22 protein-coding genes are annotated in these 20557 nt (G+C 46.3%); 18 read left to right on the top strand and 4 right to left on the bottom strand.

Translation table 11 applies throughout. The annotated features are described in order from the left end of the window. Positions 1-45: 45 nt before the first annotated feature. The gene (locus GMA8713_RS14885; protein ID WP_062711463.1) at positions 46-324 is read left to right on the top strand and encodes a peptidylprolyl isomerase; all 279 of its coding nucleotides are present in this window, start codon (positions 46-48) and stop codon (positions 322-324) included. A 77-nt stretch (positions 325-401) separates the two neighbouring features. Here the strand turns inward: GMA8713_RS14885 and GMA8713_RS14880 are convergent, their stop codons facing one another. Together GMA8713_RS14880 and GMA8713_RS14875 are read right to left on the bottom strand one after the other, a co-directional pair. Then, a complete protein-coding gene (locus GMA8713_RS14880) occupies positions 402-836 on the bottom strand; it encodes a DUF3069 domain-containing protein (RefSeq protein ID WP_062664349.1) in 435 nt (144 codons plus the stop codon). Positions 837-950: 114 nt separating this feature from the next. Beyond that, positions 951-1379 (bottom strand): bactofilin family protein, encoded by a 429-nt coding sequence (locus GMA8713_RS14875; RefSeq protein WP_062711462.1) that lies wholly within the window; start codon positions 1377-1379, stop codon positions 951-953. A 273-nt stretch (positions 1380-1652) separates the two neighbouring features. Here GMA8713_RS14875 and GMA8713_RS14870 point away from each other — a divergent pair, with 273 nt between their 5' ends. Genes GMA8713_RS14870 through GMA8713_RS14860 form a run of 3 tightly spaced genes read left to right on the top strand, consistent with a single transcriptional unit; the run spans position 1653 to position 3179 of the window. Further along, on the top strand, positions 1653-2291 hold the full coding sequence (locus tag GMA8713_RS14870) for a YceH family protein (RefSeq protein ID WP_062711461.1): 639 nt from the start codon (positions 1653-1655) through the stop codon (positions 2289-2291). A gap of 14 nt (positions 2292-2305) precedes the next feature. Beyond that, complete coding sequence (locus GMA8713_RS14865; protein WP_062711460.1) at positions 2306-2617, top strand: GIY-YIG nuclease family protein; 312 nt, start codon at positions 2306-2308, stop codon at positions 2615-2617. Between the two features lie 13 nt (positions 2618-2630). Continuing rightward, complete coding sequence (locus tag GMA8713_RS14860; protein ID WP_062711591.1) at positions 2631-3179, top strand: YaeQ family protein; 549 nt, start codon at positions 2631-2633, stop codon at positions 3177-3179. A 35-nt stretch (positions 3180-3214) separates the two neighbouring features. On the opposite strand, the gene GMA8713_RS14855 is transcribed toward GMA8713_RS14860, so the two are convergent. After that, positions 3215-5296, bottom strand: a complete 2082-nt coding sequence (locus GMA8713_RS14855; RefSeq protein ID WP_232314453.1) for a putative bifunctional diguanylate cyclase/phosphodiesterase — start codon at positions 5294-5296, stop codon at positions 3215-3217. A gap of 713 nt (positions 5297-6009) precedes the next feature. Between GMA8713_RS14855 and GMA8713_RS14850 the strand changes: the two genes are divergently transcribed. From GMA8713_RS14850 to GMA8713_RS14790, 13 genes are all read left to right on the top strand, one after another. Beyond that, positions 6010-7533 (top strand): EAL domain-containing protein, encoded by a 1524-nt coding sequence (locus tag GMA8713_RS14850; RefSeq protein ID WP_062711459.1) that lies wholly within the window; start codon positions 6010-6012, stop codon positions 7531-7533. A 280-nt stretch (positions 7534-7813) separates the two neighbouring features. Continuing rightward, positions 7814-8818 (top strand): peptide antibiotic transporter SbmA, encoded by a 1005-nt coding sequence (gene sbmA / locus GMA8713_RS14845; protein WP_062711456.1) that lies wholly within the window; start codon positions 7814-7816, stop codon positions 8816-8818. 172 nt (positions 8819-8990) lie between these two features. Then, complete coding sequence (locus GMA8713_RS14840; RefSeq protein WP_062711452.1) at positions 8991-9950, top strand: YbgA family protein; 960 nt, start codon at positions 8991-8993, stop codon at positions 9948-9950. Continuing rightward, positions 9940-10779: a MerR family transcriptional regulator gene (locus GMA8713_RS14835; protein ID WP_062711450.1), complete on the top strand. Its 840-nt coding sequence runs from the start codon at positions 9940-9942 to the stop codon at positions 10777-10779. Before GMA8713_RS14840 ends, GMA8713_RS14835 begins: the two co-directional genes overlap by 11 nt. Before the next feature lie 12 nt (positions 10780-10791). Then, entirely contained in the window at positions 10792-12243 is a 1452-nt protein-coding gene (gene phrB, locus GMA8713_RS14830) for a deoxyribodipyrimidine photo-lyase (RefSeq protein WP_062711447.1), read from the top strand. Then, positions 12240-12689 carry a nuclear transport factor 2 family protein gene (locus GMA8713_RS14825; protein WP_062711445.1) on the top strand — a complete coding sequence of 150 codons (450 nt, stop codon included), beginning with the start codon at positions 12240-12242 and terminating at the stop codon, positions 12687-12689. The genes phrB and GMA8713_RS14825 overlap by 4 nt, the downstream gene beginning before the upstream one ends. Continuing rightward, positions 12686-13414: an SDR family NAD(P)-dependent oxidoreductase gene (locus tag GMA8713_RS14820; RefSeq protein ID WP_062711443.1), complete on the top strand. Its 729-nt coding sequence runs from the start codon at positions 12686-12688 to the stop codon at positions 13412-13414. Before GMA8713_RS14825 ends, GMA8713_RS14820 begins: the two co-directional genes overlap by 4 nt. Next, positions 13414-14706: an NAD(P)/FAD-dependent oxidoreductase gene (locus GMA8713_RS14815; protein ID WP_062711441.1), complete on the top strand. Its 1293-nt coding sequence runs from the start codon at positions 13414-13416 to the stop codon at positions 14704-14706. The genes GMA8713_RS14820 and GMA8713_RS14815 overlap by 1 nt, the downstream gene beginning before the upstream one ends. Then, a complete protein-coding gene (locus tag GMA8713_RS14810; protein ID WP_062711419.1) occupies positions 14703-15440 on the top strand; it encodes a DUF1365 domain-containing protein in 738 nt (245 codons plus the stop codon). Before GMA8713_RS14815 ends, GMA8713_RS14810 begins: the two co-directional genes overlap by 4 nt. 2 nt (positions 15441-15442) lie before the next feature. Continuing rightward, positions 15443-16681 carry an SAM-dependent methyltransferase gene (locus tag GMA8713_RS14805; RefSeq protein ID WP_062711401.1) on the top strand — a complete coding sequence of 413 codons (1239 nt, stop codon included), beginning with the start codon at positions 15443-15445 and terminating at the stop codon, positions 16679-16681. Positions 16682-16705: 24 nt separating this feature from the next. Next, the gene (locus GMA8713_RS14800) at positions 16706-17242 is read left to right on the top strand and encodes a DUF2878 domain-containing protein (protein WP_062711378.1); all 537 of its coding nucleotides are present in this window, start codon (positions 16706-16708) and stop codon (positions 17240-17242) included. After that, the gene (locus tag GMA8713_RS14795; protein ID WP_157515632.1) at positions 17188-17784 is read left to right on the top strand and encodes a chalcone isomerase family protein; all 597 of its coding nucleotides are present in this window, start codon (positions 17188-17190) and stop codon (positions 17782-17784) included. The genes GMA8713_RS14800 and GMA8713_RS14795 overlap by 55 nt, the downstream gene beginning before the upstream one ends. 8 nt (positions 17785-17792) lie before the next feature. Then, positions 17793-18305, top strand: a complete 513-nt coding sequence (locus GMA8713_RS14790) for a DUF3833 domain-containing protein (RefSeq protein WP_198159515.1) — start codon at positions 17793-17795, stop codon at positions 18303-18305. Here the strand turns inward: GMA8713_RS14790 and GMA8713_RS14785 are convergent. Further along, positions 18302-19846: a DUF2813 domain-containing protein gene (locus GMA8713_RS14785; RefSeq protein ID WP_232314452.1), complete on the bottom strand. Its 1545-nt coding sequence runs from the start codon at positions 19844-19846 to the stop codon at positions 18302-18304. The genes GMA8713_RS14790 and GMA8713_RS14785 overlap by 4 nt on opposite strands. A gap of 77 nt (positions 19847-19923) precedes the next feature. Between GMA8713_RS14785 and GMA8713_RS14780 the strand changes: the two genes are divergently transcribed. Then, positions 19924-20557 (top strand): IS630 family transposase (locus GMA8713_RS14780; RefSeq protein WP_157515568.1); only part of this gene is annotated, 634 nt, incomplete at its 3' end.

Raw genomic sequence — 20557 nt, 5'->3', positions numbered from 1 at the left:
GATATAATCCGCGGCCAATGAAAGAAGGCAGCAAAGGGCACAACTATGGCCAAAACAGCGCATGCACTCCACATTTTGGTTAAACACCAGAATCAGGCAGAGGATATCGTTAGCCAATTGAAGAAAGGCGCAAAGTTTCAGACGCTGGCAAAGAAATACTCTACCTGCTCGTCAGGTAAGAAAGGCGGCGATTTGGGCGAATTCAAACGCGGTCAAATGGTTCCGCAGTTTGATAAAGTGTGTTTTAACGCCGAAGTGCTGACGCCCCATATCGTGAAAACCCGCTTTGGTTGGCACGTAGTAAAGGTTCTTTACAGAACATAAGGCATATACTACTTTGACAATAAAAAAAGAGGTGACAGCGTCACCTCTTTTTTTATTGTTGAGCGGCAAATCTGAAATTACTTGGTGAAGATTTCGCGGAATTCGCGCTTCATAGCTGGCTTCAGGCGTGCTTGTTTGAGTTGCTTAACCAGATCTTTCACACAGTTGTGTAGAAGTTTGTCCAACAATACCGCTTTGTATTCAGCGGTTTGCTCGTCATCCATGTCATCGAATTTCATGTCTTGGGTTTCTTGCATGAAATCCAGACCTGCGTAGCTTTGGCTCAGGCTAACCAGAGCATGAAACTGCTCGAAATTATCAAGAATGTTCTGTGCACTTGCTGGCATTGCATCCCAAGCTTCGCGTACAACACTTTCAGATGCCTCATGAATAGAAGCTAGCATGGTAAACAGTTCAGCTGGAACTTGTTCGTATTTAATCACTTGCTGCAGCTCAGCAGATAGATCTTCCAGCTTTACAGTTTCTTGCGCTTGGTTTGCTTGTTCAGACATCTTCGTACTTCCGAAATTACTTAATTTCGCGGATCGTATAATGTTGGGCAATGAAGTCAACAGTTGAAAGCGAATAGGGCATTCAACTGTTGATCATTGCATCAGAATAGGAATTTAAGCGGAGGCTGAAGTTTTCTTCGGCTTAGAAGCTACTTCGTCAGAGACACTTTTCTCTTCGTTTACGACTTTGAGTGAAGGCTCGTCTTTCAGCTTGTTTTCGCCCATCAGGCATCCGCCTTTCGCGATGGTAAGCTGCTCGCTTTGGATTTGACCTTTCATTTTACCTGAGCTCAGGATGTTCACTTCGTGGGCAATACAGGTGCCCTCAACATAGCCATTTATGGTTACATGTTCTGCACGAATGTCGCCTTTAAAATGGCCAGTAGAAGAGATAACAACGTTTCGGGCGTGAATGATGGTGCCTTCGCCTTGGCCGTCGAACTGGATGTCACCTTCCAAATCAAACTCACCAATGACCCGGCATTCTTTAGCAATAAGTGACAGACATGGGTTCGATGCTGTCTTCTTTCCGAACATACCCATTACTTTCTCCTGATACTTCAAACGGCACAAAATCTATGCCGCAAAACCACAATGCGACAGATCATATATGAAAACTGGCAAATCACGAGACAGAAAATTTTCTTCATTGAGTCAAAATCACAAGGCTAAGACGGATTTACAGTTCAGCATTCCATAAATTGAACAAAGTTCCGGCAGTTACCTCGATCATACGGCAAATAGACATATGTGCAGTTGCCGTGTTACTGGTTGATTGTTATAAACCGCAGCATAGGATTTAACTGAGGTATTCCCATGGCGATTGAACTCAACACTTTCGAAGCGCGAGTGATAGGATGTTTATTAGAAAAAGAAGTCACTACGCCGGATCTCTATCCTTTGACCCTCAACAGCCTTACGACCGCAGCAAACCAAAAAAGTAACCGTGAACCTGTTTATACGCTGAGCGAAGCGGAAGTACTCGATACTGTAGAGTCGCTAAAATCCAAACGACTAATTAGCGACCTGGAGGGTTTCGGTAGTCGAGTGACCAAGTACCAACACAGATTCTGCAACACAGAGTTTGGCTCACTGCAGTTTTCTGAGCAGGAAAAGGGCATTATTTGTGTGATGCTTCTGCGTGGCCCGCAAACACCGGGTGAGCTTCGTACCCGCACAAACCGCTTGTGTGAGTTCAGCGATATGAGCCAGGTCGAATCAGCACTCAGCGGCATGATCGAAAAGGGCTATGTAGCGCAACTTCCAAGAGAGCCTGGCAAACGAGAAAGCCGTTATGTGCACCTGTTTGGCTTGGAAGCGCCAACTGAAACTGTTGCGCCTTCATTCTCATCCAAACCGCAAGAAGGTGCTTTGGCTGACCGTGTCGAAGCTTTAGAAAGTGAGGTCGCGGAACTGAAAGCGTTGGTAAACCAACTCTTGGAAACCCAGGACTAACACGTCTTTACATTATGACTTTGACTTCCTCCAATGACGTGCCTCTTTGGCACGTCTATCTCATTCGTGCGCGCGACAACTCTTTGTATTGTGGTGTCACCACTGACGTCATACGTCGATTTGATGAGCACCAGCAAAACGGCACGAAAACTGCAAAGTATTTGAGAGGTAAACAACCTCTTACACTTGCCTGGTCGTATGAGGTGGGAACCAAACAACAGGCGATGTCGCTGGAGTGGTACATCAAGCGGCTAACAAAACGCGAAAAAGAACAACTTTGCAAAGAGCCTGGCCGTATACAGGTCTTATTGAATGACAAATTTTAGAGTGGGTATAAACATGGCACTTAAAGCAACGGTGTATAAAGCCTCAATCAATGTGGCTGACATGTCGAGAAGCGTTTATCTCGACCATTCAGTCACGCTGGCTCAGCACCCATCAGAAACTGAACAGCGTATGATGCTTCGTCTGCTTGCATGGACCATGAACGCTGATGAGCGTCTGCAATTTACAAAAGGATTGTGCGAAGAGACAGAGCCAGATCTCTGGATCAAAAACTACAGTGATGAAATTGAACTCTGGGTAGAACTTGGCCTTCCTGATGAGAAACGACTGAAGAAAGCTTGTACACAAGCAAAGGAAGTTGTGTTGTTTACCTATGACGACAACGCAGCTAGTGTTTGGAAAGATAACATGTTGAACAAGCTGTTTCCGTTCAAGAACCTGACAATAATCAACGTGATTGATGAAGTATTGGACGCTGCTGCGGCAGCAAGCAGTCGCACCATGACTATTCAGGCCACCATCGAAGATGGTCAGATTTGGTTCTCAGTAGGGGATTCAGTCATCTCGATTCAACCAGATGTCTGGAAAGCTGCAACGGCATAACCAGAATGCTTTGCAATATGCGATGGCATTGCTAATCAAGAAGCCGGGTATAAACGCCCGGTTCTTTGTTTTTTGAGTTCCTTCATCAGTTGTTCCGCGGTCATAGGCGCGTAGTAATAGTGCCCTTGAGCGAAGTTACATCCAATGTTTCTCAGTAACTCTTGCTGATCAATCGTCTCCACACCTTCCGCTACCACTTTCAATTGAAGCAAATTCGCCATGCTGACGACGGCCTGACAAATAACCAAATCATCTTTTGATTGCGGCAAATCTTTGATAAAGCCACGGTCGATTTTTACCGTATTAACCGGAAAGTGTTTCAGGTAAGCAAGCGAGGAATAGCCAGTCCCAAAGTCATCGATGGCGAGGCTGATGCCAGATGTGGTCAGTCGGTTAAGTATGTGCTGGTTACGCTCGAGGTTCTCGATGAATACTTGTTCAGTCAACTCTATTTGGACACGGGATGGTGGAATATCGTAGCGGGTAATTGAGCGGATCACATAGTCTGCCAGATAGCCGTCTTGGAACTCGTGTCCCGACACATTTATGGCGATACATTTTGGCGCGCAGCGCTCATCCAGCATATGGGAGAAGTGCTTGAGCGCAGTATCGACAACCCAGTGACCAAGGCGCTGCATTAAGCCTGTTTCTTCCGCAGTTTTGATAATGATGTCGGTGCTTATTGCCGAACCATTTTTTGCTTCCCATCTGACCAACGCTTCAACACCGACAATCTGCCTTGTGCGTAAATCTACCTGAGGTTGGAAATAGAGTTCTAGTTCGTCATTGTTGATCGCTTTTCTAATCGCTCGCTCCAATTCTTTTTTGTGATTGAGCTGATCTTGCATGGTCTGGTTGTACGCAACGACTTTACGGTTGCCGAGGGCACGGGCTTTATTTGCGGCGGTGTCAGCATGGCGAACCATATTTTCGGCACGGAGATCATCACTGTAACGATACGCAATACCGATGGCGCAACTGGTTAGGATGTCATTGTCTTCGATGTAGAACTCTTCTTCCAGACACATTCTTAATTGATTAGCCTGCATTTCCGCTTCCAACTGAGACATACCGGCGCAAGTAACCATAAATTGATCGTGGTTAGTGCGGGCAAGAATGGCATGGGGGGGTAATACAGTTTTAAAGCGTTTGGCGGCTTCAAAAACCAACTGATCAGCCACGATGTGGCCATACATATCATTTATCTCTCGCAGTTTGTCGAGAGAGAGACACATGAGCACAATGTCTTGTTCAGAACATAGTGCGCGATCAAGATACGACTGCAAAGCAAATCGGTTGGGAAGGTGGGTTTGTGGGTCATGATTCGCCGTAAATTGGAGCTGTGCTTCGACTTCACGCCTCTGAATGATTTCTTTCTTGAGTTTATGTACTGTTTTGGACTCTGCGCGGCGGCCAATGATGTTGACCTCAAGAAGATACAGCGAGATAGCAACGAGAATAGTCACGACTAATCCAGCCAGAAATATCAGCATAGGTAGGGAAAAATAAACCTGATCGGATTCAGGTCGTTGCCAGACTGTTAGTTGCCAATGTTCATTAAGCGGCGACAATTCAACCGTATTCAACATCGCGCCACTGAAATCGGGGAGCTCGCCAATAAAAGGTGAGGAGCCATCACTTAACACCAAATGTTGCTCAGGGCGAAGAAATTCCGCAGCAATAGCTTTGACCATTTGTTCAATGTTGTAACTAGCGCCCAAGTAGCCTGTAACTCGACCTTCAAACAAAACAGGGTGAAGCATCTCAATTGAGACTGTGCCATCGGACGTAATCCTAACATCTGACGTTGAGAGTTGGGAAAGCACAGGCATGTTGGTAAATCTGACGGAAGGTGCTATCTGCCAAGCACTGTCTACCGGTTTCGGAACAAAGTATGAGGGGGTGGAATAGAGGATCTTCTGATCCTTATCCTGCCAGTAGACTCCAGAGAAAAAAGGAAAAGTGCGTTCAATACCTGTTGTTGCAATTTTCCAAATGTTTTGATCAACTTGGCCTCTATTCTGAAGGTCGTTAGCTAGCCAAACCAAAAAGTAGGCTTCTTTCTGTAAGTTGACCTCAATGGCTCTTTGAACCCGGTTCACTTCTACGTTCAACATCTGGTTTTGGAGATCTATCTGCCGTGAGAGTGCACTTTTATATAGTGTGAAGGTCGAAATCAGGATAAAAACGCAAACCACCACAATGCCCAGTAGTGATAAAAATCTTGGTGCATTGGAGTCTGTGGATGTGATGTTATCAGAAAGAAGCGGTACAGAAGGCAAATTTAACCCTTATAAATGAGCCATGTGTCTCTTTATAAAGTCTATGTCATATATATGAGATAGCAATGTGAAATAGTATAAAAATCCCAGAAACTCAGAACCTCTCAATGGTTTTAAGAATCTGATTCTTTAACAACTGTTCTACGTGCAATTTGCCTCGAATTGAACACATTGATGCCCTCTGAATGCGAGCATCTTCAGTTTATTTGGATATATAAGATCTCGCTTCGGCAACACGAGCTGTTTTTTTGACCTTGTGAAGGCGTCGAAGAATGGAGAAAAAACGCGGTTAAATCGAAATCGTTGGTTAAGGTGGTTAATATTGTGAGTTCAACCTTAACTATCTAAACAGCAGAATTAAACACCAAGAAACTGCTTTATTTATGATTGATATGGATAAATTAGAGGTTTCTCTAACGAAGCAGTACGTTTTGGAGATTATGCAAAGCGTGAGAATAATTTTGAATTAGTCTCGTATTTTTACAAAGTTTGCATTGATATTTATCCTATGCTTAGAAGCAATGATTTGGGATTCAACAGGAGCCGCAGTGGCTTGGCTCAGAAAACACGTTAAAGCGCTATCAATAATTTTATTTTCTGTTCTTTTTGCTTATTTTTCTCAGTTTGCTGTTTCTAACTGGCTGGTGAAGAAAAAGATAAAGGAAGATGTTTCGGTGCTATCACAGCTCTACTCAGAACTCTATCGCCAGAGTTTTGAGCAGATGCGATCACTCGAAGAAAACCTGCTCTATCAATGTGACATTGACGATGTTGAGCTGTTGAGTGAAGCGAAAGACGAAAACATGTTTATTGAATATGTGGACCTTCATCTACCAAACGGGCGCTCCTGCTCAATTTACAATAGCGATCAAGCTGGACGAGAAATGATCTCCATCTCGTCGGAGGATGAGATTATATTCGACAAAGTGTCGTTGATTTTGAGTGATAATCAGTTTGAAGAGATGCGACTTCGTAATGAGCAAGGGTTGCTTCGCTTCATCTTTCAACAGCCGCGAAACTTCCTTTCTAGCTGTAACCAATGCTTATACATGGTGGTAAAGGTAAACGGCCGGGAGATATCGCTCTATCAACGCAACGACCTACCTTATCGCCAAGTTTATAGCGCTGAGCTTGATGGCGACCTCAACGTTAGTTTGTATATCAATGAAGATGGCGTCGAGTACCTAGTCGGAGATCTGGTGACCTTGTTTGCGGGGCTGGTGATTTTGTTTGGTGTGTTAATTGCTGTTGGTGTGGAGCTAAATCAGTCAGAGCGAAAGGGCCTGACCGGTTTATTGAACGAAGCGATTGAATCTAATGCGCTAAAGCCATTCTATCAACCGATAGTGATGCCTCATGACAACGGCTACAAGATAGTGGGTGCGGAAGTGCTGGTTCGTTGGCGGGCAAGTGATGGTGAGTTTATACCGCCGGATACCTTTATACCGCTTGCCGAGCAGAACGGTTCGATTGACCGTATAACGGATCAATTGATTGATAATGTTTTGGCTCACTTGAACGATATCCAGGTTCCCTCGGGCTTTTTTGTGAGTGTGAATGTGTCGCCAAGCTACCTAGAGAAATTCGATACCGCTGGTAATATCCTTAGGAAAATCGAAGCGGCAGGGTTGGACCCACATTTACTCTCGCTCGAAATCACTGAGCGCACAAAGTTTGGTGACTTGAACAAAGCGGCGGTTTGTATTGAAGCGCTGACAGACAAGGGTATCTCTATCAAACTCGATGACTGTGGGACAGGGTACGGCGCTTTTTCTTACCTTCATGTCTTAAACATCGACACGATTAAGATTGATCGCATGTTTGTTGACGGTATTGGTTTGGAAGATTTTAAAAACACCATTCTTGATTCAATACTCGCTTTTGCACGCGAGTCAAAGCTCCATGTGGTGGCGGAAGGGGTCGAAACCAAAGTGCAGGCGGACTATCTCATCAAGTCAGGCGTAGAGATGTTGCAAGGCTCATATTTCGGAGATCCTGTACCCTTTGATGTGTTCCGCAAGCTTGTTGACAGTGATGATCTCATTGAAACTCAAAACATGGCTCTTCAATAATCCCTCCCGATTGCGGTCTGATCGGCCGCTATTTCGTCACTCAGTTCACACAATTCCATAAGGTGTGAGCTTCATCAATAAATACTCATTGAAGTGATAGAATAATCAATGAGATCAATTTCTTATCTTTTCGTAAATCAGCAGACTAATGGCTAGACTTGAAATATTCTGATTGGAAAGACGTTCATTTTATTGACCTCAGATAGATTTGGTCTAAGCAAGAGAAACTCTTTGAGTTTTAGACACTCAAAGAGTCAAACAGGGTTTTAGGAAGTGTTTTATGTTTAAATCTTTTTTTCTGAATAGGCGCTGGTTTCATTGGTCGATACTAGGCTCAGTGCTGATCCTCAGCGTGACTTGGTACAAGGTGCAACTGGATGTTAGGATTAACGAGTGGTTTGGAACCTTCTACAACCTTATTCAGGAAGCGCTCTCCGAACCCAACAGCGTGCCGTTTGAACAGTTCCAAGATTCTTGTATTGATTTTCTGTATATCGCCCTGATCTATATTGTGGTCGCTGTTTTGTTGGAGTTCTTCATTCGCCACTATGTGTTCAGATGGCGGACTGCTATGAATGATTATTACGTTTCGCACTGGGGGAAAATTCGCCATATTGAAGGGGCATCACAGCGTATTCAGGAAGATACGATGCGTTTTGCCCGAATTGTGGAGTCGTTAGGTGTGAGCTTTATGCGCTCGATAATGACACTCTTTGCCTTCCTGCCCATCCTTTGGGTACTGAGTGAAAACGTTACTGAGTTACCATGGATTGGCGAAGTGGCTCATTCCCTCGTTTACCTTGCTATTCTCTCTGCGTTGTTTGGTACCGTGCTACTGGCGGTTGTGGGCATCAAACTACCGGGGTTGGAGTTTAACAACCAGAAAGTTGAAGCTGCTTACAGAAAAGAATTGGTGTTTGGCGAAGACCATGCAGAGCGCGCAGAGCCTGAGTCGCTCAGGGAGTTGTTCTCCAACGTCAGACGCAACTATTTCAATCTCTACCGCCATTACTTGTATTTCGATATTGCGAAATGGTCATATTTACAGGGAGCAGTGATCGTACCTTACATTGCACTTGGTCCAACGATTGTTTCCGGTGCAGTTACCTTGGGTGTGCTTCAGCAAATTATCCGAGCGTTTGGCAAGGTTGAGGATTCATTCCAGTTTCTGGTGAACTCTTGGTCTACGATTGTTGAGCTGATGTCTATTTATAAGCGCTTAAAAGGTTTCGAAGAACAAATCGATTTAGCTATTGAAGCAGAGAAATCAGCGGCAACTGGTTAACTGAAGAACCGCTCCATATGCGACAGGCACCTCTCATTGCAATAGGAGAGGTGCCTTTTTATTTTTTGCTCAATTTATCAACTTGTACAGAAAATATTTTTTGTACAAGAGTGATCCTTCCCTATGCTTAAGTTGTACAAATAGTAAAACGTGTACAACTAGGAGCAACATCATGACTATCAAAATCGGCGTAAGCTCATGCGTCATTGGCGATAAAGTTCGCTTTGACAGCGGACACAAACGCAGCCACTTTGTGGCCAGCGAGCTAGAGCCTTTCGTTGACTTTGTATCCGTTTGCCCAGAAGTCGGCATAGGCCTACCCGTACCGCGCCCAACTATCCGTTTGCTAGACCGTGGAGAGCCAATCGGTGTGCGTTTGGTGGAAACGAAAGACGCCGATGCCGACTACACAGAGAAAATGGCCAAGTTCAGCAGAGACAAAGCAGAGCACCTATCGGGTTTAGAGCTTTGTGGCTACGTCGTTTGCGCGAAGTCGCCTACGTGTGGCATGGAAAGAGTCAAGGTGTATAGGGAGAGCGGGTATGTGGCCTCAGAAAAAGTTGGAGTTGGTCTTTACACCCAGGCGCTCATGAAGCGTATGCCTTGGCTTCCAATAGAAGAGGATGGCCGCCTGAATGACCCGATACTCAAAGAGAACTTTGTTTTCCGCATTTTCGCTCTACGAGATTTCTATGATTCTGTGGCTGACGGAGTAACACGCCATGCTATCGTAGCTTTTCACTCTCGCTACAAACTGGTTTTAATGGCTCACTCGCCCTCGGATTACAAGGCGTTAGGCAAATTTGTGGCGGATATCGCCAACCACGATATTAACGAATTTTTCGCCGAATACCGAACCCGATTCATGCAGGCTATTGCCAAACGTGCTACTCGTAAAAATAACACGAATGTGCTTATGCACCTCCAAGGTTACTTTAAGCGTGCGCTTGATAAGCAGCAAAAAGCGGAGCTTGCTGACTTAATACATGCTTACCGAAAGGGCACTATGCCCCTCTTGGCCCCGTTGACCCTTATCAATCATCACCTCAATCAAAACCCGGACGCTTATTTACAACAACAAAGCTACCTGCATCCTTATCCGGATAGTCTGAGATTACGATATGGACTCTAAAGAAAAAATGCTGTCCATTGGCGAAGTGTCAGAACATACGGGAGTGAACTCTGTGACTTTGCGTGCGTGGCAGCGTCGTTATGGCCTTATCACCCCGAAAAGAACACCTAAAGGCCACCGACTCTACTCGGAGCAGGATGTTAAACACATTCGGGAAATCCTTTCTTGGCTCGACAAGGGAGTTCCCGTCAGCCAAGTCAAGGAACTCTTGGGGACAAACCCTAGTCAATTTGCAAAAACTGAAAACTTGCCGGAGTTTGATACGTTAAAAGCCCTTGTGATGAGCTTAGATTTGAAAGGTTTGGAGACACGCCTCTATGAGCTGACCAAAACCTATCCCATTCACGTGCTTGAAGCGAAATTGTTTCAACCTTTAACCGATTGGTTTGACGCGCAATCCTCGGAAGCTGGAGTTCTTTTTACGCAGATATGGCGTGCTGAACTGACTAACGTACTGGTCCACTGTTTGCTTATGAGTAAGAAAGTGAAAGGTAAGGACCGTTGTTGGATTGTTAGTATTTCAAGGGACCAAAGTTATCACTTCTACCTGAAAGCACTTTTGCTGCAGTCGGAAGGTTACGTCGTCACAACCTTGGATGGAATAGGTTCCGGTTTGTCCATTCTATGCAGTAGCTTGGTGGAAAAAGGTGTGAAGCGTTTTGTTATTCATTCTGATCAGGCTTTCACACCAGTGATGAGACGGGAGATTGCTGAGCTTGTTGTTTTACCGTCTATTGATATAGAAGTTTCAGGTGAATGTAAGAAGATTTATCCAGAACTTGCAATGGCAAGCGCAGTAGATTGCAACAAAACCCCAAGTAATGTTTAAGGGAGCGCGAAGATGAAGCTGGTTTGGTTCCGCAGAGACCTAAGGATTAAAGATAACATTGCTTTGACGGAAGCTTGCCGAAACGGTGAGCCTGTTATTGCTATCTATTTCGAAACACCGATCCAATGGCGTGCGCATCGGATGGCTCCGATTCAGGCCGATTTAATCCATCGCCGCCTCGCTGTTCTTAAGCAAGAACTAGAAGCACTAAATGTTCCTCTAATTGTGCGATCTGTTGATACGTTTAAAGATATTAACCAGTCTTTGGCGCAACTTTGCCAGCAATATCAGATTGCAGATATCTACTGCACAAAGGATTACGAGTCTGATGAAGTGGACCGCGACAATTCGATTGCAGGCATGCTCAGCTTAACAGGAACAATGCTTCACAGCTTTGACTACAAGTGTATTTTTGCTCCGGGGACAGTGACCAATGGAGCGGGTAATACGTATCGAGTTTTTACGCCATTCAAAAAAGCGTGGATAGCAAAGGCTATGCAGGCAGATTTATCACCGTTGAACACGCCTGAACCTGTCCAAACCAATGTCATTACTTCATCGCTTCTTAGCGAAGCGTGCAGTATTTCACTGCGATATCCCCAAGTAGACTCTGTTGGTTGGCCGATTGATGACAGCGCCATCATACAGCGACTCAGAGACTTTTGCCGTTACCGTGTCGAACAGTATGAATCGACAAGGGATTTCCCCGCTATCCCTGCCACTAGTCAACTCTCGCCATATTTGGCTATTGGCGCTATTTCTCCTCGCCAGTGTTTGGCTCGTTTGCTGGTGGAAGAACCTCATTGTTTCGACAAAAGCTCCGGTGGTGCAAATGTCTGGCTGTCAGAGTTAGTGTGGCGTGAGTTCTACCAGCACATCGTTGCGGCATATGCCGATATCAGCAAAGGCAAAGCATTTCTTGAATGGACAGATTCGATCGAGTGGAGTCAAGATGAGTTATTGTTTGAGCGTTGGAAGCAAGGCCGTACGGGCTACCCAATCGTTGATGCTGCAATGCATCAGTTGAACGACACTGGGTGGATGCACAACCGCCTTCGCATGATCGTGGCAAGCTTTTTGGTGAAAGACCTACATATCGATTGGCGATGGGGTGAGCAGTATTTTATGAGTAAGCTCATCGACGGTGATTTTGCTGCTAACAACGGTGGCTGGCAGTGGTCGGCATCTGTTGGTACCGATGCCCAACCTTATTTTCGCGTGTTTAACCCAACGGCGCAAAGCAAGAAGTTTGATCCTAATGCGCGCTTTATCCGTAGATGGTTGAAAGAACTGGAGTCAGTTCCAGACAAGTCACTTCATGAGCCACACGCTTGGGCTGAAAAAAACGGAATTCAACTCTCTTATCCAAAGCCGGTTGTTAACCACAAGGCGGCGAGGGAAAAAGCCATCCAAATGTTCGACGTGGCAAAAAACTACCAGAGCACGCATAGGGCCGAATCATGATACATGCAGCAACGACATCCCACAGCGACGCGTTAGACCGCTTTATCACTGTCTACACTTCGCTCCGCAAGGATAACCTCAGCACACTGGAAGAGATTTACAGTGAGGATGTCGTATTTGAGGACCCTGCACATCGTATTGAAGGATATGACAACCTTTCGCGATACTTTGAAACCATGTACGCCAATGTCACCGACTGCCGCTTCGATATTCACGATCACGCTGTAAACGGAGAGGTCGCCTTTATTAGTTGGACGATGACACTCTCTCACCCAAAGCTGGAAGGTGGTGCGGAAAGGGCTGTTAACGGGTGTACACGTTTGGTGTTAAAAGAAGGTCGCGTCATTTTGCACCGCGACTACTTCGACTTGGGAGAAATGCTTTATGAAGCGTTGCCAGTCTTGGGCATAGCGGTTCGTATCATCAAGAAGAGACTTGGCCAATGAAACGTGTACTCATCACAGGGGCGACATCGGGTATTGGGTTGCAACTGGCAAAGGACTATGCCGGCGACGGTTGGGACGTGACTGCCTGTGGTCGCAATGTGATAGCGCTTCAAACTTGGGCTGAGGGTCGTGACAACGTAACAGTACTTAGTTTCGATGCGACAAATACCGAGGCGACGAAAGCAGCGTTGTCAAACGACAGCTTATCCTACGACCTGATCATCTTAAATGCAGGCACCTGCGAATACATCGACTTCGGCGTCATTGACGTATCGTTATTTAAACGCGTTTTCGACATCAACCTCTTTGGGGTCCTGAACTGTATAGAAGCGCTTCAGGCCAATTTCCAACAGGGCAACCACCTTGCGCTAATGGGTTCTACCGCAGCTTATCTCGGCTTACCAAGAGCTGAAGCATATGGTGCGTCGAAAGCTGCTGTCTCCTACCTAGCTCGTTCGCTTTCAGTAGATTTGGAACACAAAGGCATTTCCGTGTCACTTATTTCCCCTGGGTTTGTAAAAACGCCACTCACTGACAAAAACGATTTCGTTATGCCGATGCTCGTAACGCCTGAAGAGGCGTCCGCATCAATCCGACATGGCTTGGCGAAAAAGAAAGCCGAAGTGCACTTTCCGAAGAAGTTCACTTGTTTCCTAAAGTTTTTGTCTTCACTACCAATGGCAATGCAACTGGCGCTGGTAAGAAAAATAACAAGGAAAGCATGATGAAAATTGCAATTATCGGCTCGGGTATCTCAGGCCTCACATGTGCCCACTACTTGCACAAAGAGCACGACATCACGTTGTTTGAATTCAATGACTACGTGGGTGGTCATACCGCTACCGTTGATGTCGAAGTTGCCAGTGGGCACTATGCGATAGATACCGGATTTATCGTGTTCAACGATCGTACCTATCCGAACTTCCAACGACTAATGGCTGATATCGGGATTGGTGAGCAAGAAACTGAGATGAGCTTCAGTGTTCATAACGATGACAACGGCCTTGAATACAATGGACACAGTCTGACATCGCTGTTTGCGCAAAAGCGAAATTTGCTTAATCCAAAATTCTACAAATTTATCTCTGAAATTTTGCGATTTAATAAAGAGGCGCGAGAAGCGTACGCCGTGTCTACCCATGGTGACCCGCTCGTAGAGCAAACTTTGGGAGACTTCCTTACGCGACGCAAGTTCAGCGATTATTTCTGCCAGAATTATATTCTCCCGATGGGGGCAGCAATTTGGTCTTCAACATTGTCTGACATGCGTGCATTCCCATTGAAATTCTTCTTACGGTTTTTTGCCAATCACGGCCTGCTTGAAGTAGCTAACCGCCCCCAGTGGTATGTCGTGCCCGGCGGTTCTCGTGAGTATGTGCGAAAGATGGTGCCTCCCTTTGAAAACAGCATCCGTTTAAACGCGCGCGTCAATCGGGTTTTCCGCTACTTCGACCACGCTGTGGTGGAATCTGACAAAGGCGATGAATACTTTGATAAGGTCATATTCGCCTGTCACAGTGATCAAGCATTGGCACTCTTAGCAGACCCGTCTAAAAATGAAATCGAGGTACTAGGCGATATAAGTTATCAAGACAATGATGTTGTTCTGCATACTGATGAGACACTGCTTCCAAAGCGAAAAGCCGCGTGGGCGAGTTGGAACTACCACCTTGGTAAAAGCGATGGCCTTGAATCACGCCCTGCTGCACTGACCTATAACATGAATATTCTCCAGGGCATAAAATCGCCTGAAACCTTTTGCGTCACCCTTAACCAAACCGAGAACATAGACGAGTCGAAAATTCTAAGAAAGTTTGTCTACGCCCACCCTGTATTCGACCAGAAATGTATTGCCGCTCAAAATAAACGCGAACTGATATCGGGCATTAACAACACCTGGTTCTGTGGCGCTTATTGGTACAACGGTTTCCATGAAGACGGTGTCCGAAGTGCACTTGATGTGGTGGAGGGAATTAACTCTAACGTAGAACTAATGACACTTCGGACAGCGTCATGAACAGCGATTCACTGAGTGGCTTATTTGTCGGGAGTGTCCGTCATCGTCGCTTTACGCCAGTGGAACATGCGTTCTCTTACCCGATGTTTATGCCGCTCATCGATTTAGATGAAGTCGAGGAACTGGCCGAGTCGGTGAGGGGATTCACGACTAAAAAGTGGGGAATGGCTGCTTTTCACCGACCTGACTACATGGAAGGGCATGAAGATACCAAAAAATCGGTTCAGGAGAAGGTCTTTGCACTGACTGGAAAACGCTACAACGGTAAGGTGTTGGCTCTTTGCCACCTCCGTTATTTTGGCCTCTACTTCAGCCCGGTGAATTTCTATTACCTTTACGATGATGAGGGGCAGTGGGTCTATTTGCTTGCTGAGGTTAGCAACACGCCCTGGAATCAGCGACATTACTATGCAATCCCAGCGGGAAAGCACTGGGAGAACAGTAAAGCATTTCATGTCTCGCCCTTTAATCCCATAGAGCAAACGTATGTATGGAAATTACGTCCTGTCGACAAGACAGCGTTCGTACATTTGGAAACTCATCGTGAAAACAGGGAATTCGACGCAACGCTCGCGATGAAAAGGAACCCGTTTACGTCGTCTGAGCTCATCAAGCTTATTGCACGAACTCCCGTCATGACGGTGAAAGTCGTGTTTTCTATTTACTGGCAAGCGCTAAAACTCTGGATAAAAGGCGCGCCATTTTACGGTCATCCTGCGCAGGCAAAGGAGTAATTATGTATTCAAGCAATATCGAAACATCAGCCTGGCCAGCCACGAAGAAGGACACCTTCGCGAGAAGTATGTTGGTTTCCACGCTTGGCCACCTAGATGGGGCTTCACTAACCTTAGTCGATTACGATGGGCAAACAAAAAATCTGGGCGATCCCAATGCTGATCTCCATGCTGAGGTCATTGTTCGTCATCCCGGTTTCTACCGGCGCGTGCTGACAGGCGGTAGCATTGGTGCTGCAGAAGCATACATTGATGGATGGTGGGATTCGCCCGATTTGACGGCGGTGATTCGCGCAGTGTGTCGTAATCTGCCAGCGTTAGATCGCCTAGAAAACAAAGTGGGTTGGATTGCCAATATCGCCACTAGAATAGCCCACTGGAAAAACCGCAATACCAAAGAGAACTCGCGATCAAATATTTCCGCGCACTATGACCTTGGTAATGATCTCTATGAACGCTTCCTCGATCAGGAAATGCTTTATTCAAGCGGTATTTACGAAAACGACACTGATAACCTTGAACGGGCCCAGTTCATCAAAATGGATCGGTTGTGTCGCCAGCTAAAGCTGACTCCATCGGACCATCTCATAGAGATCGGCACGGGCTGGGGAGGTATGGCGATCCATGCGGCTAAGCATTATGGGTGTCGTGTAACGACGACGACAATCTCCGATGAACAGTACGAGTGGGCTAAGAGTCGAGTTGAACGAGAAGGCTTAAACGACAAGGTCACCTTATTGAAGAAAGACTACCGTGATCTTGAAGGACAATATGACAAGCTCGTCTCGATTGAAATGGTCGAAGCTGTTGGTAAGCAATTTCTGACCACATACATCCAGAAGTGTGAATCTCTCTTGAAGCCAAATGGCTTGATGGCCTTGCAGGCGATAACGATCGCCGACCAGCGATACGAGTACTACAGCAGTAACGTGGATTTCATTCAAAAACACATTTTCCCAGGTGGTTTCCTTCCTTCGGTCAGTGTCCTTCTGGACCGGTTCACTGTTAAAACTGACTTGGTTGTTCGCGACCTTAAAGACATTGGTCTTGATTACGCTAGAACGTTGGAAGATTGGCATCAACGCTTTAATGAAAACTTAAAAGAACTGGCAGAGCTGGGTTACGACGAGCGTTTCTCACGTTTGTGGCGCTACTATTTCTGTTACTGCGAAGGTGGCTTCCGCGAGCGTACCATCAGTACGGTTCAGTTAGTGCTAAGCCGCCCGGACTGGCGAGAATAAAGCCACTGTGGGTTAGGAGGAAGTATGCGAATAGTTCTGATATCTTTGACGTTCAATGCTTTCTGGTTTGCCGCGGTGTTGGGCCAGAACAGCATGCTTCCTTTTCTTGTATTAGCTCTCATCGGCGCAGTATTGCTCGATCGTGGTGTGCTTTTCGCAGTGCCACTGTTCACACTGATCGGTATAGCGGGCGATACCGTACTCATCCATCTACAAATCTTAAAATTCGAGACGTCCTTTATGCCGCTTTGGCTTGGGTTTCTCTGGGCAGGCTTTGGTACCTACATATGGCTTGTTCGAGATTGGCTAATTACAAAGCCATTTTGGCTTTTGGTGGCTACAGGCGCAGTCGGCGGCGCGGGGAGTTATCTCGGCGGAGCGCGTCTTGGAGCGGTAGAGTTCTCGATGTCGCCTACCAGCACAGCACTTGTGCTTGCTGCTGCTTGGTTTATCTATAGCACAGTGTTTCTGGTCATTTTGAAGCGTCTTTCACGGAAGGGGGAAGCATGTATAAAACCACATCTTTCTATGACGGAAAAGTCTTTGGCGGAAAAAGACTAGCGGGATTACTTTTAACGCTCTTTCTCGCTTTCTCATTGTCAACGACTCTCAATGCCAGTCCTAAAACACAAGCATCAACTGACGATTGGGTATGGTGGAAATCTGTTGGTTCGGCTTCTCTTTCCTGGGGCTTCTGGAAAATTTACGACAGCGAATTGCGCACCCCGAGTGGAGCGTTTGTCCCCGCCACAGGAGAGCCGCTTGCTCTGGTGATCACATACAGCCGCGATATCGACGCAGACGATTTACTTGATGCGACTGTCGAACAATGGGAACACCTTGGCTTCAGTAACCAGCAAATTAAAGGTTGGCTGCCGCAAATGCAGAATGTCTGGCCGGATGTGAAAGAAGGTGACAGGCTGATTTATGTCTTGTCAGAAGACAAAGGGCAATTTTTCTATCAGCCAAGAAATGGAAAAGCATCGGCTTCTGGAACGCTAAACACCTCGGATATTGCCAATGCTTTCTCGGCAATTTGGCTCTCGCCTGCGACGGCTTACCCATCTCTACGTCTTGCTCTCATTGGAGGAAATGCTGAGTGAAAAAACTCATCACAGTATTCGCATTGATCACCGCATTGATTGGCTGTTCTGCTTCTTTGGAAGATTACAAAGCAACCAGCCCCAAGTTTAATCTTTTTCAGTACTTTGACGGGAAAACTCTCGCGTGGGGGATGGTACAGGATTACAAAGGAAAGCAAACCCGACGTTTTGAGGTGAGCATTATTGGTACGGTAGAAGGAGACCGGATTACCTTGGACGAAGACTTTATTTTCGATGATGGTGAAAAACAGAAGCGCATCTGGACTATCACCCGACTCGGAGATGGCAGTTACGAGGGGACAGCGGGTGATGTTGTAGGCACTGCGAAAGGAAGTGAGTCAGGCAATGCCCTCAACTGGATTTACGATCTCAGCGTAGAAGTCGGCGACAGTACTTATGTACTGACACTTGATGACTGGCTTTACCGTCAGGATGAAAAACGCGCCTTTAACCTAACTTCGATGAAAAAATTCGGCGTGGAGGTCGGTAGGATATCGATATTCTTTGAGAAGCAAGACTAACCGGCGCCTCGTGCCATACTGACTACCCGTTGGACAACCCACCTCAGTAACAGCGGTATATCATCTTCTAAATGTTGTTCTGTGTACTCAATGATGGCTAGGGCGGCATCAGGTTTCGCGTACTTTTTTAGTGCACGCGCAATAATTTTCTTAGGGGCGATGTGGGTATCGCCTTCAGCCTTTGCCATCTCCCGAAACAGCGGCTCATACCCGTGGCTAAACAGATAATGCTCAATGTCTCTGTCAGGCAGCAGGGTAAGGCGATGTTTCTCTTTCTCTCCATCTAGTTTACTGCGAGCAGTATGTGCGTATTTCTGGCCTGCCATGTCGCCATCTGCGATGACATGCCATTCAATACCTAAAGCAATTGCGAGCTTAATAAGAGGCTTCAATCCGCTTTGTGCGAATTCGATCAGTTGTACGCCTTCCGCTGCCAGATCGTAACCCTGAATACGTGCCATCTCATTGAATAACCAGACTTCTGTTTCGCCTTCTACCAGCAGCCAACAACGTGCGAAAAGGGCACTTGGACGATGGAACCTTACATGAAACGATACTCTGCGCTCTTCGTCTTTACTTAAACTTTTTGGTGGCACTTGGTGAGATTCTGTAAGTGTTGCACCACGCTCTAAGCGACGGATACTGGCTAGCGGTACTGCTGAGAGTAAATCCCCGCTATTGGTCGTCAGAATTTTCTGCATGGGCATAATACTGATAAGGCGCCATGCCTGATTGAGTAAGGTTGGATGTAGGCGGCTTTCCGGATCTTCGAAGATCACAATGGGTCGTGCATTGGCTTTCAGTTGCTTTGGGCCGCGGGCACGAACAAAGGTACTCAACAAGCCCATCAACAAGAGACGACTATGGTTTGACGTATTATTTGCAACCAACTCCAAGGGATGAACGTAGTTGGCGCGCATATTCAGGTGCCTGGAAGGTTCGATTTCCGCCGGAGAACGGTTGTGACTGTCAAACGCAAAATAGTGGTCGAGAAGGGTACGCATAGCTTTCAAGCCACTACGGACTTCCCCTTTGTTAACATGACCAGGCTTTTGCTGAAGTCGCTTGACTGTGTTTTCCAGCCGCTTTTCCAGACGCGTTTTGTTACCATTTAGATCCAGATCGTTGTCTCGTAGACGACGCGCATCCTGAATGCGAACGATAGGGTGTAAGAGAATAAGTTTACGCGCTAAGCTTTCACTATTTAATGTTTCAATAATGGCACCGTCTTGACCAAGAAAGTCACGCGTTACCGTGATCTTCCCATCAACGTGGAGCGCATTGATATGGAAATCTAATCGGCGCAGCCCATTGTCGTCACAGCCATTCCAAACCTCATTGAATTGGCGATAGCGCCTTGCTCTATGTTCACCAGAGAAGGACTCAATCCAACGGAAAATAATTTGGATTTGGTTGGTTTGGGCATTGCCTAATGTGTAGTCGATATGGAAATCAGAGCGAATGAATTCGTATTGTTCGCCAGAAGAAGGCAGGCAAAGGGAAAGGGCATCTAAATAGCTGTTCCTAATAGTAGATCTCAAAGATAAGAGAAACTCAGTCCGCTTTGTGCGATCTGATCAATCGCCAAACCGAAACATACCGACAAAAGGACTGAGTGATGGCCATCATAGCACCGATACCTCGTGGCGAACGTCGTAGGATGAAAAAAGCGATACAGACTACCAAGGACAAGGATTATGCCCGCAGACTTATTGCTCTCATGCAACTCCACGAAGGCAAAACGATTGTCGATGTCTGCCGTATTATCAGTGCAGCCCGCTCCTCAGTGGGTAGGTGGATTGACTGGTTTACTCAAGGTGGTATGGATGCCCTGCACGCTTTGCCTGTTGGCAGACCGCCAACGCTTCCCGTTAGCGAAATGTGTGCGATGCTGACTATTCTGGTTCAGTTTTCCCCGCAGGATTTCGGTTATCAGCGAAGCCGCTGGAGTACAGAGCTTTTAACGATGCAGCTCAATGATGTATTCCAAAGTACAGTGGCGGCTTCTACGGTCAGGCGTTGGTTACCGAAAATCGGGATCGTCTGGCGTAGGGCGGCACCTACCCTCAATATTCGAGACCCTGACAAGGAAGAAAAGCTCGCTCAGATAAGTGAGGCGCTGGACAAATGCAGTGTTGACCATCCGGTGTTTTATGAAGACGAAGTTGATATCGACCTTAACCCCAAAATTGGGGCTGACTGGACGGTAAAAGGCCAGCAGAAAAAAGTGGTCACACCGGGACAGAACTGCA

Origin of the sequence: Grimontia marina, from assembly GCF_900060185.1 — a bacterium.
Lineage (GTDB): Bacteria > Pseudomonadota > Gammaproteobacteria > Enterobacterales > Vibrionaceae > Enterovibrio > Enterovibrio marinus.
The sequence above is the reverse complement of the archived record's forward strand: the minus strand, read 5'-3'. Positions and strand labels throughout refer to the sequence as shown.

What these genes read in the sequence shown, in the direction of transcription:
- GMA8713_RS14885 (WP_062711463.1), top strand. Translation starts at nt 46, where the DNA reads ATGGCCAAAACAGCGCATGCACTCCACATTTTGGTTAAACACCAGAAT.
- GMA8713_RS14880 (WP_062664349.1), bottom strand. Translation starts at nt 836, where the DNA reads ATGTCTGAACAAGCAAACCAAGCGCAAGAAACTGTAAAGCTGGAAGAT.
- GMA8713_RS14875 (WP_062711462.1), bottom strand. Translation starts at nt 1,379, where the DNA reads ATGGGTATGTTCGGAAAGAAGACAGCATCGAACCCATGTCTGTCACTT.
- GMA8713_RS14870 (WP_062711461.1), top strand. Translation starts at nt 1,653, where the DNA reads ATGGCGATTGAACTCAACACTTTCGAAGCGCGAGTGATAGGATGTTTA.
- GMA8713_RS14865 (WP_062711460.1), top strand. Translation starts at nt 2,306, where the DNA reads ATGACTTTGACTTCCTCCAATGACGTGCCTCTTTGGCACGTCTATCTC.
- GMA8713_RS14860 (WP_062711591.1), top strand. Translation starts at nt 2,631, where the DNA reads ATGGCACTTAAAGCAACGGTGTATAAAGCCTCAATCAATGTGGCTGAC.
- GMA8713_RS14855 (WP_232314453.1), bottom strand. Translation starts at nt 5,296, where the DNA reads ATGTTGAACGTAGAAGTGAACCGGGTTCAAAGAGCCATTGAGGTCAAC.
- sbmA (WP_062711456.1), top strand. Translation starts at nt 7,814, where the DNA reads ATGTTTAAATCTTTTTTTCTGAATAGGCGCTGGTTTCATTGGTCGATA.
- GMA8713_RS14840 (WP_062711452.1), top strand. Translation starts at nt 8,991, where the DNA reads ATGACTATCAAAATCGGCGTAAGCTCATGCGTCATTGGCGATAAAGTT.
- GMA8713_RS14835 (WP_062711450.1), top strand. Translation starts at nt 9,940, where the DNA reads ATGGACTCTAAAGAAAAAATGCTGTCCATTGGCGAAGTGTCAGAACAT.
- phrB (WP_062711447.1), top strand. Translation starts at nt 10,792, where the DNA reads ATGAAGCTGGTTTGGTTCCGCAGAGACCTAAGGATTAAAGATAACATT.
- GMA8713_RS14825 (WP_062711445.1), top strand. Translation starts at nt 12,240, where the DNA reads ATGATACATGCAGCAACGACATCCCACAGCGACGCGTTAGACCGCTTT.
- GMA8713_RS14820 (WP_062711443.1), top strand. Translation starts at nt 12,686, where the DNA reads ATGAAACGTGTACTCATCACAGGGGCGACATCGGGTATTGGGTTGCAA.
- GMA8713_RS14815 (WP_062711441.1), top strand. Translation starts at nt 13,414, where the DNA reads ATGAAAATTGCAATTATCGGCTCGGGTATCTCAGGCCTCACATGTGCC.
- GMA8713_RS14810 (WP_062711419.1), top strand. Translation starts at nt 14,703, where the DNA reads ATGAACAGCGATTCACTGAGTGGCTTATTTGTCGGGAGTGTCCGTCAT.
- GMA8713_RS14805 (WP_062711401.1), top strand. Translation starts at nt 15,443, where the DNA reads ATGTATTCAAGCAATATCGAAACATCAGCCTGGCCAGCCACGAAGAAG.
- GMA8713_RS14800 (WP_062711378.1), top strand. Translation starts at nt 16,706, where the DNA reads ATGCGAATAGTTCTGATATCTTTGACGTTCAATGCTTTCTGGTTTGCC.
- GMA8713_RS14795 (WP_157515632.1), top strand. Translation starts at nt 17,188, where the DNA reads ATGTATAAAACCACATCTTTCTATGACGGAAAAGTCTTTGGCGGAAAA.